The sequence below is a fragment of the Acidobacteriota bacterium genome (assembly GCA_016196035.1).
Lineage (GTDB): Bacteria > Acidobacteriota > Blastocatellia > RBC074 > RBC074 > JACPYM01.
Genome location: JACPYM010000091.1, coordinates 39,502 through 56,285, shown reverse-complemented (window position 1 = coordinate 56,285; position 16,784 = coordinate 39,502). Strand labels below are relative to the sequence as shown.

Here is a 16,784-nt window from a genome sequence, read left to right as displayed (position 1 = left end):
CTATACTTTCGCCAGATTACGATTGGTTTGCGAAAGGAATTGATTATGTCAGCAATCACCATGAACGTCGCAGAGTTTGCCACAAAAGTGGAAGAAGTCATTGCCAATCTCAAACGCGATGAAGAATTGATTTTGACCGGCGACCAGAATCAGGTCGTAGCCAAACTGGTTCCTGCCAATGAGCCAGTCGTAGCAGAAGCCAAACCGAAACGCCGCCAGCTTGGTTTGATCGAAGGCCCTGCCTGGATGAGCCCCGACTTTAACGAACCACTCGAAGACTTTGCAGAATACATGCCATGAAACTACTACTCGACACGCATACTTTTCTGTGGTCAGTGATCGCCAGCTTCGGACCGGGGTTGCCACAGGCCACTAGGGAGTTGCTCGAAGACCCTGCCAACACGCTGTATCTCAGCATCGCCAGCGTTTGGGAAACAGCTATCAAGGTCTCAACCGGCAAGTTGCGCTTGCCACAACCAGTCCAGCAAATCGTCAATACGGAGATCAGCCGCGGCGATGTTAGTTTGCTGAACATCCAGCTCAACCATCTGGCTTTGATCGAGACTTTGCCATTTCACCACAAAGACCCATTTGACCGGCTGTTAATCGCCCAAGCCCAAGCCGAAAACCTGACCGTTGTCAGCGTTGACGCGGCCTTTGATCCTTACGGCGTCAAGCGCCTTTGGCTCACTTGAGCATCAGCCTTTCGTAATCGTCTCATCCAAATTCAGCAGCGCCCGCGCCACCGCCGTCCACGCCGCCAATTGCGCCAGCGTGACGCCTTGCGGCAACGTCACGGATTGTTCCGGCTCATTCAGCGCGAACGCTTGCGGATTCAACGCACCGCTCGCAAACCGCGCGTGTTGTTCGTTGAGCAACGCTAGCAACGCCGCCGTTTCCTGCGCCGAAGGCTTGCGCGCCAGCAGACGGCGGAAAGCGAATTCAATTCGTTGCGCATTGGTCGTGCCACCTTCATTCAACGTCTTCAATGCCAGGGCGCGCGCCGCTTCCAGAAACAGCGTCTCGTTGAGCGTCGTCAACGCCTGCAACGGCGTATTCGATTTGGCGCGCCGCACGCACGAGACATCGCCGGTTGGCGTATCAAAGGCCTGCAAGACCGGATAGGGCACCGAACGGAAGCGGAAGGTGTAGAGCGCGCGCCGGTACCGCTCCGCGCCTTTTTCTTCCTTCCAAGCCTTCGTGCCGTAACTCACCGGCGGCAGATACAAAAACTCCGGCGAAGGCGGATAGACGCTGCGCCCGCCGATTGCCGGATTGAGTAAGCCGCTCGCCGCCAGCGCAATGTCGCGCACGATCTCGCCCTCCACGCGCAACCGTGCGCCACGCGCCAGCAAACGATTGTCTGGGTCTTTCTCCAAAAGTTGCGGCGTCAGCTTCGACGATTGCCGATACGTCGCGCTCGTCACAATCAACCGATGAATGTGTTTCAAGCTCCATTTGGGCGATTGCGAATTTGAATTTCTGCTACTGCCAACTGCCAACTGCCAACTGGTTGAGGCTCCATCAACTCCACCGCCAGCCAGTCCAGCAACTCCGGATGCGATGGCCGTTCGCCCTGCCGCCCCAAATCTTCGGTTGTCGCATAGAGGCCCGTGCCGAAATAGGCTTGCCAGACGCGATTGACGAGCGCGCGCGCCGTCGTGGGCGAACGCCGATCCACCAGCCATTTCGCAAACGTCAACCGGTTCTTCGGCGCATTCGCAGGCAGCGGATGCAGGAACGCGGGTACGCCGGGTTCGATCTGTTTGTCGGGTCGCAGGAAATCGCCGCGTTTGAGCGTGAAGGTGTCGCGCAATTCGGCGCGCTCGTTCATGACCAGTTGCGAATTGCCTTCAGGATATTGCTGCCAGAGTTCGGCGATCTGTTGGTTGTAGCTCGCCCATTCCGGCACCGTCGTGCGCCAGTAACTAAACACCGTTTCAAGCTGCGCCTTGCCGCACTGCGCGCGCGGGATGCTCAGAATGTCGCGCACACCAGCGGGCAACGGATCGGCGACGGCATCCGGCGCGGTCGTCAGCGACAAGCGCAAACGTCCGATGCCTTGTTGCTCGTTGTCGTTGTTGTTCCAACCGCCATGCTTTTGGCTCAGGTAAAACGACAGCGTCGTGCCGCTTTCATTGGCGAGCGGTTGCGCGAGATTGAAAACAGCCTTGCGCGATTGATTGCGCGAGCCTGGCCCGGCATCAATGCTCCAACCGGTTTCTTCTTTGCCGTCAATCGCCAATTCAACTGGGCCGCTCACACGCCGCTTGCCGCTCTTGTCATTGAATTTGGCTTCGAGTTCCTGTTCGGGCGGATTTACATCCGCCGTGGCGCGGGCGAGTTTCAGTCTGGCGGGTTTGTCTTTTTCCGAAGCCGCCGCTTCGACTTCAAATTCAGTCAGCGTGCAGGAGCCTTTGTATGAACGCCCCGGCCCGTTCAGCGGCAGGTTCGGATCAGTCAGTAGTTCCAGGCGAAAGGCCGAGATGTTCTTGACGTTCGTTTTGAGTGCCAGCTTTACACGATGCTTGGCGGGTGCGTAACCGCCGACCAAAAACGAGCCGTCCTTTTGCGGCAAATAGCGCGCGCCCTCTGTCGAGATGTCGTTCACTTCGGGCTGAACGATCTGCCAGTCCGCCATGACTTGAGGATCGTTTTTGACGCGCGCTTCCCAGACATCCATTGCGGTTTGCCAGTCCGGTTTCAACTCTTGCAACTTGGCTTCGATCTCGCGCGTTTGCGCCAGGATGTTGGCGCGTTTCATTTGTTCTTCTGGCGTGTAAACAACCAGCGCGCCTTCGTGCGAATTGTTCAAGAAGGCGAACAGTCGGTAATACTCTTCTTGCTTGAGCGGATCGAATTTGTGGTTGTGGCATTGCGCGCAATTGACCGTGAAACCCAACACGCTTTTGCCCAACGCATCCATCCGGTCGAACATCGCTTCCATGCGGAACTGTTCTGGATCAACGCCGCCCTCCTCGTTAATCATCGAATTGCGCAGAAAGCCTGTGGCGACAAGCTGGTCTTGGGTTGGATTAGGCAGCAGGTCGCCCGCGATTTGTTCGATGACGAATTGATCGTAGGGCAGGTCGTGGTTCAGCGCATTGATGACCCAGTCACGATAAAACCAAACATTGCGCGGCTTGTCTTTCTCAAAGCCATCCGAATCGGCGTAACGCGCGCCATCCAGCCATAAGCGCCCCCAGCGCTCGCCATAATGCGGACTCGCCAGCAAACGCTCGACCTGCCTTTCATAGGCGCGCGGCGACTTGTCTTGCAGAAACGCGTCCACCTCTTCCGGCGTCGGGGGCAAGCCGATCAAATCCAGACTCAGCCGCCGCAGTAATTGCACCTTGTCCGCTTCAGGCGAAGGCGTCAGCCCTTCCTTTTCCAGCCGCGCCAGCACAAAGGCGTCAATTGGATTGCGCGCCCAAGTCTTGTTCCTCACCCTAGGCAAGGCCGCGCGTAACGGCGCAACGAACGCCCAATGTTGCAGCGGGTCTGAGGTCTGCGATCTGCGGTCTGCGGTCTGTTCAGGCCAGCTCGCCCCTTCGTCAATCCAGCGGCGCAGCAATTCGATCTGTTCGGGTTCGAGCGGCACGCCGCCTTTGGGCATACGCGGTTCGCCGCCGGCGCCGAGTACTCGTTGCAACAGACGCGAAGCTTTGCTGTCGCCCGGTTTCAGCACGCGCGCGGCGCTTGGTTTGCTGTCGAGCCGCAATTGCGCGAGGGCTTTTTGTGCGCTGTGGCAACCGGTGCAATGTGTCTGAAAGATCGGTTGGATGTCGCGGACGAAATCTATGGGCGCGCGCTGCGCGGTGGCGAGCCAAGACAGCGGCAAGCAACCCACGCACAGCGCCAAGACGACAAACAATTTAAGCGACCGATTTATCATGGTGATTAAACGAAATCGTTTTCGGAGTGCTGAAACGAGCCTAAGAGTTAGGCCGTTTGCCGGCAACTGAAACAACGCCGCGCCAAAATTCCTGCGGCGCGCTCAAGTATTTACGCCCATCTGCCGATTGAAACTTCGGCAGTCTCAATAAATGCAAGGTGACCGCCACGTTTTAATTGACCGCGAACTTTGGCTGCGGGCCAGCCAATTTGCTCGTAAAGCGAGTTCCGGCCTGGGGCGGAACCTATTAACCCGCCAGCGTTTTGTGCAAGCAAAGCGCCTGCTTAGGTGATCCAACCATGCTGCAAGGCGACATTTACACCTTCCCACTCCCTGACCTGATTCAATGGCTGGCGTTTACGCGCCGCACAGGCCAACTCAACCTGGCGCAGGGGCCAGACCGCGCCCAACTCGATGCCTTGCGCGCGGGCAAACTGGACGCTTTGCCCGGCAACAAACCGCGCCCGCGTGTTGAAGTTTATTTTGTCGAAGGCGGCATTGCCGGGGCCGCCGTCGCCGGTCGCGGCGCGGTGACCAATACCAATTCCATGCGCGCGCTGCTGGCGAACACCCTGAATTGGCAGACAGGCCGCTTCACCTTCAGCCTGGATCGTCTGCCCGCCTGGGCCGCCAAAGTCACGCAAACCTTCGCGGCTGAACGGTTGTTGCAAGCAGCTCTGGCCGATCAGGCTTCTGCCAAGCCTTCAGACACGCTGCTCCAATTCGATGGCGCTCCCTCGGACTCCGAAAATTTCACCTTGGCCGAACACCTGCGCCTCTATGCCGTCAGCCGCATTCAGGAGAAGGATTTCAAGATTCCCGCCTTGCCGGATTTGGCCGTGCGCGTGCTGGAACTGACGAGCGACGAAAACTTCTCGCTGCGTTCGCTCGGCGATTTGGTCATCAAAGATCAAGCCGTCGCCGCCCAAATCCTGCGCTATGCCAATTCGCCTTTGTACGGCTATTCCTATCGCGTGGATTCGCTCGAAGCCGCCGTCAAGCGCATCGGCGCGGGCGAAGTCGTCAACATCGTCATTGCCGCAGCCATCCAAACCCAGCGCACCAAGCGTGACCGCTTTGCCGCCGAAAAAGAACAGATGTGGAAGCTCTCTTCGGCGGCGGCCTTTATTGCCAAAACGATTGCCCAAAAAGTCGAGCTAAAAAGCAGCCTGGCCTTTTTGTGCAGCCTGCTGATGGATTTGGGCATCACGGTGCTTTACACCATTTTTCAGGACTTGCTCGAACGCCAAAACCTCGCGCGCGGGTTGCCGCCCCAGGTCGTCGAAACGCTCATCTGGGAATATCACCCGCGCATTGGCCGCGTTGTCGGCGAACAATGGCGCTTGCCCGGCGCGGTTATCGAAGCCATGGCCTTTCATCACGGTCTGGAAAAGAACTATTACGACCTGCCTTATGTGGCGGTCACGGCCCTCGCCGATTATCTGGCGACACTCGCCATCAATACGCCGCGCATAGATTTGGCGCCCGCCCTCGAACGCTTTTCGCCCACCTTGCTGGTCAACCATCCGGCGGGAACCTTGCTCAAGCTGACGCTGGAACAAGCGGCGGAAGTGCTGGCCGAATTGCCCCACAACCTGCGGCAGTCACGCGAATTCGTGCTGAGTTAAGCCCGCGAATTCAAAAGAACATTTCTCCCACGAAACCACGCGAAGGAACACAAAGAGCAGGCGGCAGTCTGGGGTTCTTTCTTGGTATCACTTCGTGTGGCTTGTATGTTCGATAAGCTGCCAGCTTGTCGAACTTTTGGCCTGTGACCCATTGAGGCCACCGTGTCCCTGGCCAATTTCGTAGCAACCTCGGTAGCGGTTCGCCTCCCAAGCCGCGACAAGCTGGCAGCTTGTCGGACATCCTGGTGGCTTCGTGGCAGGTGTCAACAGCGCGCGCCTTACTGCTTGGTGATCGTTTCGTCCAGATTCAGCAAGGCCCGCGCCACCATCGTCCACGGCGCCAGTTGATGCAGATCAACATCTTCAGGCAGCTTGTTCAAATCCGCCGACGACACGTAAACCGCCGCCGCCGTCTTGCCCGCGAATTGCTGCTGCTCTTCGTGCAGCAGCTTCAACAAGCGTTCCAATTCAAACGCATCGGGCACGCGGCTCGTGCACAAACGAAAGGCATACTGCATCCGCACGTGTTCGTCAGCGCCGCCTTCTTTCCAGATGCGCAAGGCAAAGACCTGCGCCATTTCCATAAACGTTGCGTCATTGAGCGTCGTCAATGCTTGCAACGGCGTATTCGAGCGCGTGCGCCGCGTGCAGGCGAAATCGCCGTTCGGCATATCGAAAACCTGCAAGGCCGGGTAAGGCACGTTGCGTTTCCAGAACGTATACATCCCGCGCCGGTATCGGTCTTCGCCCGGCACCGTCTTCCAATCCATCGCGCGGCCAAAACTCAAACTCAGCACGCCCTCGGGAATCGGCGGATACACGCTCGGCCCGCCGATCTTGCGACTGAGCAAACCCGACGCCGCCAGCGCAATGTCGCGAACGGTTTCCGCTTCGACGCGAAAGCGCGGCGCGCGCGCCAGCCAGCGATTGGTTGGATCGGCCTCTTGCAGCTTGGGTGTAATGCGCGATGCTTGGCGATAGGTTGCCGAATTGACGATCAAGCGGTGAACGTTCTTGAAACTCTTGCCGTTGTCCCAAAATTCGCGCGCTAGCCAATCCAGCAGTTCCGGGTACGAAGCCGGTTCGCAGCGCGTGCCCAAATCTTCGGGTGTCGTGACCAGCCCCGCGCCGAAGTAACTTTGCCAGAGGCGATTCACAATTACGCGCGGCGTCAGCGGGTTGTCTTTTGCTACGATCCATTGCGCCAGGCCCAGCCGATTGCGCGGCGCATTCGCCGGGAACGGATGCAGAAACGCGGGCGTGCCGGGCGTGATGGTTTCGGCTTCGGGCCGCTTCCAATCGCCGCGCCGGAAGATGTGCGTCGGGCGCGGGACGCTGCGTTCAGCCAGCGCCAACGTCACGTCGCCATAGGGCCACGCTCTCAGCAACTCTTCGATCTTTTGATTGGTCTCGCTCCACTCTTTCACCGTCGTGCGGTAGAAGCTGAAAACTTCGCGTTGCTGTTCTTTGGTGCGCTGCGCCACAGGCGTCGCCAGCAATTGGCGCACGCGCGCAGGCAACGGATCGGCTTGTGGATTGGGCGCGCTCGTGACCGAAACGCGGAAGCGCCCAACCGTCGAATGCACGCCCCAATCAATCGCATTGTTGTCGGGGTATTTTTGAATGAGTTGAAAGACGAATTGCTTTTCGGCGCCCAGCGTCAGCGGTTGCTGCAAGGCGAAGACCAGCTTGCGATCCTGATGGCGTTCGGCCACGAGCGTGTCGGTGCTCCAGGCTGTTTTCCCATCGCCATCGGCGGCAAACTTCGCCAGGTTTTTCGGCGTCTCGAAATCGCTGCTCACTTGACCAAAGGCGACTTTCGCGCCGCTAGGCCGCTCCTCTTTGTTGTCATAAGGCACCGTCTCGATAGTGAATTCATTGACCGCCGCCACGCCATCGTTGCGGCGACCAGGGCCGCCGCGCGGCAGGCTGACATCGCTGAGCACTTCCAAACGGATGCCGGTGATGTTCGATTGCGCTGTCTTCGCCTTGATGACGTAACTGTTGTTCGTCGAAGCATCGCCGCGCGCCGCATACGAACCATCCGGCAACCGCTCGAATTTCACGCCGAACGAAGCCGTGACGGTGGAATCTTCAAGCACCTGCCAAGCGCCCGCCAGCGGCTTCATCTGCTCTTCCCACGCGGCCAGCCGCGCCGTCAGATCGGGCGTCTTGGCGCTTAGCTCGTCTTCCAGCTTGGCGACGGCTTGGTTGATTTCGGCGCGTTTGGCTGTGACCTTGGCATCGGGCACGTCGAGTTCGGCCTCAATGTCGCTGTTGAGGAAGGCGTAAAACCGGTAATACTCTTCGTGTTTGATCGGATCGAATTTGTGCGTGTGGCATTGCGCGCAGTTGACCGTTAAACCTAGGAAGGCTTTGCCCGTCGCATCCACGCGGTCAATGATCTCTTCGACGCGGAACTGTTCGGGGTCTACGCCGCCCTCTTCATTGCGCATCGAATTGCGCAGAAAGCCGGTGGCAATGCGTTGTTCGAGCGTCGCCTTTGGCAACAGATCGCCGGCCAGTTGCTCAATCGTGAATTGATCGAAGCGCTTGTCTTCGTTAAACGCCTTGATGACCCAATCGCGATACGGCCAGATTGAACGCGGGCGGTCTTTTTCAAACCCATTCGAATCGGCATAACGCGCCGCGTCCAGCCACCAGCGGCCCCAACGTTCGCCATAATGCGGCGACGCCAGCAACCGCTCGACCAGTTTTTCATACGCATCCGGCGAGGTGTCGGCCATAAACGCATCCAGCTCTTGCAATGTTGGCGGCAAGCCCAGCAAGTCCAGGTACAAGCGTCGCGCCAGTGTCGTCTTGTCGGCTTGTGGTGAAGGCGTCAGCCCTTCCTTTTCGAGCCGCGCTAAAACGAACGTATCCACCGGCGTCTTTCCCCAAGTCTTGTCTTTCACCATCGGCAACGCTGGCCGCACCGGCGTCACAAACGCCCAATGCTGCGGGATTGCGGATTGCGGATTGCGGATTGCGGATTGGTCAGCAGGCCAAGTCGCACCTTGATCAATCCATAGTTCAATCAGGTTGATTTGCTGAGCAGACAGCGCTGATTTGCCCAACGGCATGCGTTGCTCGCCACCCAGGCCGCGCAAACGCTGCACGAGGCGCGAATCTTTGCCTTTGCCGGGCAGGATGACCACGCCGCTGAGACCGCCGCGTATAGCCGTCGCTTGCAAATCCAGCCGCAACTGGCCTGACGCTTTTTGTGCGCCGTGACAGCCATAGCAGTTCGCCGCCAGAATCGGCTCGATGTCGCGTTTGAAATCAAGCGGGCGCGTTTGTGCGCTGGCAAATTGGGGCAAGCCACGTTCACACAGCCAGACAAACGCCGACAAGCAGACGGCACTACAGAGGGCGAGTTTGAATTTCTTAGCCATAATCATTTCGTTCGCGCGGGAAGCTGCCTAGCGCAGCAAGTAAGTTGCCGCGATTATAGAGTGGTTTGACCAATGCGGAAAGCAGGGAACGGACAAACACGCAAGGCGGTTTCGTTCCGCGCGCAGCTTGCGTATGCTGACCGCTATGAGCCGCAAACATCAGATCAATGAAACGCAGTCGCTGCTCGACCTCAACGCCGTGCTGACCGAATTGGGTCAAGCCGAAGAGGGTTTATCCGCCCGCGACCTCGCTGACCTGCTCGAACTCAATCGCGCGCAGCAGAAAGCCCTGACGCCGTTGCTCAATCGGTTGCAAAGCCTCGGCCTGGTGCGGCGCTATGGGCAAGAGTTCCGCCGGTCGAATCAGCAGCGCGCCATGCTCGGCACGATTCGCCAGCGCCGCCGCAAGGTGATCCACTTCATCCCCGACGACCTGGAAGCCCGCAAGCTGGGCCGCCTGCGTGTCGAACCCGAAGAGTTGCATGGGGCGTTTGATGGCGACCGCGTGCTGGTCAGTCTGTCGCGTCCGAACGCGCGGGGCGAACGCGAGGCACGCGTCGAGATGCTGGTGCAACGCGGGCAACTCAAAATCGTTGGCCGCTTGCATCATGGGTTCCGGCAAGCTTGGGTCGAATCGCTGGATGAAAAGTTCCTGCACGAGATTGACCTAGCAGATGCTGACGGCAAAGACCTGGCCGATGGTTGGATTGTGATCGTTGAGATCACACGTTACCCCGCGTTTCGCGTCAATCCACAGGGCCGTATCGTTGATACGCTCGGCGCGAACAGCGATGAGCCGGGCATGGACATCAACATCGTCATCCACAAACACGACCTGCCGCACGTATTCCCCGACGAAGTGCTAGCCGAAGCGGAAGCGTATTCCTCCGACGTGACTGACGAACAGCGCGCGGGACGGGTGGATTGGCGCGCCGTGCCGACGGTGACGATTGACGGCGAGACGGCGCGCGATTTTGACGACGCCATCAGCCTCAAAAAACTCGACAACGGCAATTTTCACCTAGGCGTGCATATCGCCGACGTGAGTTTCTATGTGCGCGAAGGCACGGCGCTCGATCACGAGGCGCGCTTGCGCGGCACCTCGGTTTATTTTCCCGAACGCGCCATCCCGATGTTGCCCGAACATTTGTCGAATGGCATCTGTTCGCTCAATCCACAGGTTGACCGGCTGGCAATGTCGGCGTTGATGGAGGTTGACCGCAACGGGCGCGTGGTCAATTACCGGCTGTGCGAAACGGTGATTCGCAGTGCCGAGCGGATGACTTACACCAACGTCAACAAGCTGCTCAAACACGCAGAGCCGGAATTGGAGACGCGCTACGCCTCGGTGCTCGACTTGTTCAAAACGATGGAGGAACTGGCGCACATCCTCATCCAAATGCGGCAACAACGCGGCGCGATTGATTTCAACCTGCCCGAAGCCATCTTTGAATTCGATGACGAAGGCCGTGTTGCCGGCGTGCTCAAAGCCGACCGCAACATCGCGCACCGTATCATCGAAGAGTTCATGCTGCTCGCCAATGAAACCGTCGCCGCGCATCTGCAAGCCTTGAGCGTGCCCTCTGTCTATCGCATCCACGAAGACCCCGACCCGCAGCGTGTCATCGAATTCGCCGAACTGGCGCACGCTTACGGCTACGGCTTCCCTTACGAAGGCGTTAGCTCGCACGATTACCAGCGGCTATCGCAACAACTGGAAGGGAAGCCGGAAGAGAAAGTGCTGGCCTATGCGATGCTGCGTTCGTTGATGCGGGCGCGCTATGCCGCCGCAATAGACAAACCGGCGGGCCATTTCGGCTTGGCCGCGAAGACTTACACCCATTTCACCTCGCCGATTCGCCGCTATCCTGACTTGCTGGTGCATCGCATCTTGCGCGCGTTGTTGCACACCAATCCAAAACTTGGCGAAAGCACGGCTCGCGGTACGGTACTGTTAGCGGTAGCGACCGGGCCGACTTTTGGCGTCGAGCATTCAAAGCACAAACACCCACCCATTCCGATTCCGTTTGCCCAACTCGACGCGCTGGCCGAAGAGTCCAGCGAACGCGAGCGCGCCGCCGATGCCGCCGAGCACGAGCTTGACGATTGGCGCAAAGCCAAATTCATGGCCGAACGCATTGGCGAGGAATACGATGGCACGATCATCAACGTGCGCGATTTCGGCTTTTATGTCGAACTGGACGAGATTTTTATCGAAGGGCTGGTCGCAGTCTCATCGCTACATGATGATTTCTATCGTTATGATGAACGCATTCACGCGCTGGTCGGGCGGGCCGGACGGCGCTTTCGTTTAGGCGACCGCGTGCGCGTGCGCGTTGATCGCGTGAACGTAGACCGCCACTTGGTGGATTTTTCAATGCTCAATGCGGGCAAGGAATCTGGCTCCCGCAGCCGGAAGAAAAAATAACCAGGGCTTGCGCAAAACGCGAGTGAGATTGCCACAGAGGCACAGAGCCACAGAGTTTTGATACATCTCTGGCGAGGTTTTCTGGCTTGCTCCGTATCTCTGCTCTGTGTCTCTGCTCAGTGTCTCCGTGCCTCTGTGGCAAATTTTTGCGCAAGTCCTGACAACTTCATCCGGGTACGCAGCGCGGCCAGCGTGCTCTTCGCGTGAGATGGGCCGATGCTGAAGGGAAACCAGTCGGCACAAGCACGTCTTACGCCACGGCAGCCCGCTGGCCGTGCTGCGTACTCAGCTAGAATTGCCGCATCCGGACATTGCCGTTATAGTTGCTCGCGTTCACGGCAGTTCATCCCGTCAACTGGAGACACCCGCAATGTCGTTCAGACATAACTCACAGCGCATTGGAGTGGTGGCTTGCTTGACGCTGGGTTTTGCTCTTATCCCGCATACATCAACTATGGCAAAGAAGAAATTCGCCGCGGCCACGCCCGCCGCCGTCAACATCGAAACCGTCGAATACAAAGGCTGGCAAAACAACCTGAAACTTTCCAACGGCGCCGCCGAATTGATCATCACGCTCGAAGTTGGCCCGCGCATTATTCGCTACGGTTTCACGGGTGGCGCGAATGTGTTCAAAGAGTTCAGCGAGCAGCTTGGCAAGGCGGGCGAAAAGGATTGGCAGATGCGCGGCGGCCACCGGCTGTGGCACGCGCCGGAAGATTTGAAGCGCACCTACGATCTGGACAACTCGCCGGTTGAATGGAAACAACTCAAAGACGGCAGCGTGCGCATCACGCAAAAGGTCGAGCCGTTGACCGGCATCCAAAAGGAAATGGACATCACGCTCGATGCCGCCAACACCGCTGTGCGCGTCGTACATCGTTTGCGCAACACCAACCTCTGGGACATCGAACTCGCGCCCTGGGCCTTGTCGGTAATGGCGTCCGGTGGAGCCGAAATCATTCCACTGCCGCCCAAAACACCGCATCCGCAGGGCCTCGCGCCCAATCAGCAAATGATCATCTGGCCGTACACAGACCTCAGCGACAAACGCTGGACGTGGGGCAAGCGCTATATCGTGTTGCGCTATGACGGGAAAAAAGGCCCGACCAAGATCGGCTTGGCGCACAAACTGGGCTGGGTCGGCTATCTGAATGGCGGCGTGCTCTTCGTCAAAGCCTTGCCGTACACCCAAGGGCGGCGCTATCCCGACAACGGCTGCAACTTCGAGACCTTCACCAATCAGGACTTTTTGGAAGTCGAATCGCTGGGACCGATGGCACGCATTGCGCCGGGCAAGAGCGTAGAGCATGTGGAGCGTTGGTGGTTGGTGAAGGATGTGAAAGCGGATTTGAGCGAGAGTGTGATTGAGGCGAATGTGCGGGGGCAGGTGGAAGCACTTTTACGATGAAGAGGTATTGAAATGTCAGTTGAAATCACGCTTACAGTTTCTGAACCAGTAATCCAAAACGCCAGGCTGTTTGGCGGTGCGACACAGCAGGCCGTTGAAGGGGTGCTGACGGATGCGTTGGAATTATTATTCCCGATGGTTGACGACGCCCCGGAATTGCTCGGCTATCCGCCAGTTGCTGCGCTGACCGATGCCGAAGTTTTACGACTGGCCGAAGCCAAGATGGATGAGACGCAGAATCGGCGGTTGGGTGATTTACAAGCCAAAGGCAAAGCCGAATCGTTGAGTGCCGCGGAGCGGTACGAATTGTTGACGTTGCTACGCATTTATCAAATCGGACATTTGCGTAAGTCAGAAGCCCTAGCTGAAGCCGTCCAACGCGGCTTGCGCGAACCTTTACACGCTTAAGAGATGGTTTCGGAAGAAACACGTGAATTCGTCCGCCGCCGTGCAGGCAATTGTTGTGAGTATTGCCTGAGCCATCAGGACTATGTGCTGGGGCGGTTGCAGGTTGACCACATCACGCCACGGGCTGCGGATGGCGTGGATGAAGTCGAAAATCTGTGTCTGGCATGCGAGCTTTGCAATCAATACAAATGGAAGAAAACGATTGGCCTAGACCCGTTGACGAATGAGTAGATTGGGCTATTTCATCCGCGCCGCCAATTGTGGACAGAGCATTTCGCTTGGAGTGAAGACGGCACGCTGCTAAGTGGCCTGACCGTCTGCGGACGCGCCACCGTTGAGACTCTGAAGATGAGCAATTCGCTAGCGGTGACAGTACGCAAAAATTGGGTGCGCGCGGGCTGGCATCCTCCTGAATTGACCGAAATTTGAGCGAAGACCGGCTTACTTGAATGTCGAACAACAAACACCTAACCATCCTCATTGACAAACCAAGCTGGCCCAAGAGCAAGCCGCCGAAGGAAATCACCGATCTTAGCGGCAGCGCGGCAGTCAGCCTAGACCTCGCGCTGTTGCAAACGGCGTTGTGGACGCGCCCACCGCGTTTTACCGGCTGCGATCTGAGCGATTGCTGGGCGTGGCTGCGCTATCAGCGGGCGTTCGCCCCGGCGTATGATCTGCGGTTGCGGCGCGAGTGGGACGAGATTAGCAGTCAGCAAAAAGCTGTGTTGAGCGAAGAGATGAGCGTCGGCGTCGCTACGCAAGTGCTTACCGAAAAGTTGGGCTTCCTGTTGTTTGTAGACACCAAGGCGCTGGTAAAGTTGCTGGGGACGAAGCTGCTCAAGCTGGGGCGCACGACCAAAAAGGGGCCGAAGAAGGCACCCGATTACATCGCGCTGGATCGCGAGTTGGGTTTCAGCGCGCTGGAATGCAAAGGCAATCAGAGTTCGCTCAAAGAGTTGCAACGGGCAATCAAGACGGGCATTGAGCAGAAGCAAAATCTCAGTCCGGGCGAAGGCAGCCGGATCAAACATTCGCTGGTCGCGGGCCTGTTCATTCCACAAACGCGCAGCAAAGAAACGGCGACGCTGCAACTGAGCGACCCGACGTGGGAAGAGATGATTCCGCTTTTCACCGAGATTCCGTTTCGCGATTTGCTGATCGCGGTCGTGCAGTTGGCGCTGGCCAAGCATTTCGCGCTGCTCGGCTGCCACGCGCTGGCGAATGTGCTGGCCGTCGCGGATTTGACCGAACAGCAACGCGCGCTGGTTGAGACGCGCAAGCAGTTGGCCTTCCCAGTCAAGAAGGGCAGGGAGAAACTGCAATTCGAGATCGAATATCCGCTGCCCTTGCAGGCGACGCTGAGTGCGCAAGAGAGCCTGTTTCCCGACGAACGCACGCGGGCGCGTCGGATGCGCTTTCAGATGAGTTGCCCGCTGGCGCTCTATGAACGCTTGACGCAAAGCCAAACGCCAGCAGAAGAGATTTTTCAGTTGGCGAGCAAATTGGAAGGGCAGGCGTGGCAGGCGAAGAGTGACGAATTGAGCGCGCAGTTGCATTCGCCGCTGGGCTTTGATTTGCGGTTGGAGTATCGCAGTTGAGCGCTTTCGAGAAAGCGAGGCATAATGCACTTATGGATACAAAACTGATTATTGCTGGGAAAGAATTCAAATCGCGGTTGATTATCGGCACGGGCAAGTACCGCACGAATGAACAAATGGTCGAGGCCTTTGAACGCAGCGGGGCTGAGATGATCACCGTCGCGGTGCGCCGCGTGAACATCACCGACCGTTCGCAACCGTCGCTGCTGGACTTTATTGATCTCAAAAAGTTTTCGATCTTGCCGAACACGGCGGCCTGCTACACGGCGGAAGAGGCCGTGCGCACGGCACGATTGGCCCGCGAGGTCGGCTTGTCGGATTGGGTCAAAGTCGAGGTGATCGGCGATCAAAAGACGTTGTTTCCCGACAACGAAGCGACACTGGCGGCGACCAAAATTCTGGTCAAAGAGGGGTTCACCGTGCTGCCCTATTTCAGCGACGATTTGATCATGGCCAAGAAGCTGATTGACGCAGGGGCCGCGGCGGTGATGCCGTTGGCTGCGCCGATTGGTTCGGGGTTGGGGATTCAGAACCCGAACAACCTGCGGATTTTGCGCGAGCAAATTACCGAGGTGCCGCTCATCGTTGACGCCGGCGTAGGCACGGCGAGCGACGCCTGCTTTGCGATGGAGTTGGGCATTGACGGCCTCTTGATGAACACAGCGATTGCCGAAGCCGAACAGCCGGGCGCGATGGCCGAGGCGATGAAGCTGGCGGTGCAAGCCGGGCGCGGAGCTTATCAAGCCGGGCGCATGCCGAAACGCTTGTATGCAAGCGCGAGCAGCCCGCTAACGGGCCTGGTGCGTTAGTAGTTAGTCTGGAAAAGTCTCGAAAAGTCTCGAAAAGCCTGGAGAATTCTGGCAACGAATGACCGCCGGACTTTCCCAGACTTTCCCAGACTTTCCCAGACTTCCTGCTGGGAATCGCTATGTCCGATCTGTATGCGGTGTTGGGCGTCAAACGCTCCGCCGATGCCACCGAGATCAAATCCGCGTACCGCCGCATGGCGCGCCAGTATCATCCTGACGTCAACCCGGATCCTTTGGCGGCGAAAAAATTCGCCGTGCTCAACGAGGCCTATCACGTCTTGAGCGATCCAACGCGGCGCACCTGGTATGACCGCACCGGCAGTCTGCAAGGCGTCAATCTCGTCTCGAATACACAGCAGATGAGCGTGGCCTCGATGCGCGCGGCGCGGCGGGCCTATTACCAGGCGCGCGCCGACCGCATCGTCAATGAATGGCTGGAACGTGAACGCGTCGAAACGCGCGCGCGCGGCAAAGCGGTTTACACCACGGTGACGCTGTTTCTTTCCACCTTCATCATCGCCATGACGAAGCCCAACTTGCTGGAAACCGCCAACCTGTTTTGGCGCGCCGCGTTGCTGGTGCTGTTCACCGTGGGCGTCTGGCATTTGGTGACGAGCTTGCAGCAGCATTTTGATTATTACACCTATCGCCCCACACGCCGCGAGAGCCAAAAAGGGAAACCGCCACGGCAACGCTTCAAACGGGGTGTAGCCTGGGCGTTTGTGATCGGCGGTTACATGGCTTCGCTGGGGGCCGGCATCCTGATTGATAGCCTGACGAATATCTCAACCGAGTTGTTTTTGAATACGACGCTCAATGATGCGCTGTTGGGCGTGATTCTCTTTCCGCCCATCGCCGTGCTGATTGTGGATACGCTTTATCGCATCAACGTGCGGTTTGAAGGGGCATAGGTGTGCTGGGACAGTACCGCGCGCGTCAGCAAGCGGCTGCCGCGGCGAATTATCGCTTGCTGACGCGCGCGGTACTGTCCCAAACGCCATTCTGATTTAGCCAAATGGTTAGCTAAAAGCGCCCGGCTTGATTCAACAAGCCGGGCGCTTTTTGCTTAGATCGGTTTTCATTTGCGTGTACGGTAGGCACGCCGCGCTGGGACAGTACAGCGCGCGTGAGCAAGCGGCGCGTCAAGTACGGCTGACTGGCGCAACGACGTAAGCTCCGCTTGCTCACGCGCGCGGTACTGTCCCGCTGCGCAGC

10 protein-coding genes and 2 pseudogenes are annotated in these 16,784 nt (G+C 58.1%); 10 read left to right on the top strand and 2 right to left on the bottom strand.

Going from position 1 to position 16,784, the window contains the following annotated elements; genetic code table 11:
* The first annotated feature begins 60 nt into the window (after positions 1-60).
* Both HY011_26545 and HY011_26540 read left to right on the top strand, forming a co-directional pair.
* On the top strand, positions 61-300 hold the full coding sequence (locus HY011_26545; protein MBI3426502.1) for a DUF2281 domain-containing protein: 240 nt from the start codon (positions 61-63) through the stop codon (positions 298-300).
* On the top strand, positions 297-695 hold the full coding sequence (locus HY011_26540; GenBank protein ID MBI3426501.1) for a type II toxin-antitoxin system VapC family toxin: 399 nt from the start codon (positions 297-299) through the stop codon (positions 693-695). The genes HY011_26545 and HY011_26540 overlap by 4 nt, the downstream gene beginning before the upstream one ends.
* A gap of 3 nt (positions 696-698) precedes the next feature.
* On the opposite strand, the pseudogene HY011_26535 reads toward HY011_26540, so the two are convergent.
* A pseudogene (locus HY011_26535) lies at positions 699-3,895 on the bottom strand (PSD1 domain-containing protein).
* Positions 3,896-4,194: 299 nt separating this feature from the next.
* Between HY011_26535 and HY011_26530 the strand changes: the two are divergent.
* The gene (locus HY011_26530; GenBank protein MBI3426500.1) at positions 4,195-5,523 is read left to right on the top strand and encodes an HDOD domain-containing protein; all 1,329 of its coding nucleotides are present in this window, start codon (positions 4,195-4,197) and stop codon (positions 5,521-5,523) included.
* 278 nt (positions 5,524-5,801) lie between these two features.
* Here HY011_26530 and HY011_26525 read toward each other — a convergent pair whose 3' ends face one another.
* A complete protein-coding gene (locus HY011_26525) occupies positions 5,802-8,918 on the bottom strand; it encodes a PSD1 domain-containing protein (GenBank protein MBI3426499.1) in 3,117 nt (1,038 codons plus the stop codon).
* Positions 8,919-9,051: 133 nt separating this feature from the next.
* Between HY011_26525 and HY011_26520 the strand changes: the two genes are divergently transcribed.
* From HY011_26520 to HY011_26490, 7 genes and pseudogenes are all read left to right on the top strand, one after another.
* Positions 9,052-11,346, top strand: a complete 2,295-nt coding sequence (locus HY011_26520; GenBank protein MBI3426498.1) for a VacB/RNase II family 3'-5' exoribonuclease — start codon at positions 9,052-9,054, stop codon at positions 11,344-11,346.
* 454 nt (positions 11,347-11,800) lie between these two features.
* Positions 11,801-12,754, top strand: coding sequence for a hypothetical protein (locus tag HY011_26515; GenBank protein ID MBI3426497.1), 954 nt, complete (start codon positions 11,801-11,803; stop codon positions 12,752-12,754).
* 135 nt (positions 12,755-12,889) lie between these two features.
* Positions 12,890-13,162: a hypothetical protein gene (locus HY011_26510; protein MBI3426496.1), complete on the top strand. Its 273-nt coding sequence runs from the start codon at positions 12,890-12,892 to the stop codon at positions 13,160-13,162.
* Between the two features lie 3 nt (positions 13,163-13,165).
* Positions 13,166-13,591 (top strand): annotated as a pseudogene (locus tag HY011_26505) (HNH endonuclease).
* Positions 13,592-13,611: 20 nt separating this feature from the next.
* The gene (locus HY011_26500; GenBank protein MBI3426495.1) at positions 13,612-14,760 is read left to right on the top strand and encodes a hypothetical protein; all 1,149 of its coding nucleotides are present in this window, start codon (positions 13,612-13,614) and stop codon (positions 14,758-14,760) included.
* A 32-nt stretch (positions 14,761-14,792) separates the two neighbouring features.
* Positions 14,793-15,569 (top strand): thiazole synthase, encoded by a 777-nt coding sequence (locus HY011_26495; GenBank protein MBI3426494.1) that lies wholly within the window; start codon positions 14,793-14,795, stop codon positions 15,567-15,569.
* 119 nt (positions 15,570-15,688) lie between these two features.
* Positions 15,689-16,480, top strand: coding sequence for a DnaJ domain-containing protein (locus HY011_26490; GenBank protein MBI3426493.1), 792 nt, complete (start codon positions 15,689-15,691; stop codon positions 16,478-16,480).
* Positions 16,481-16,784 lie beyond the last annotated feature (304 nt).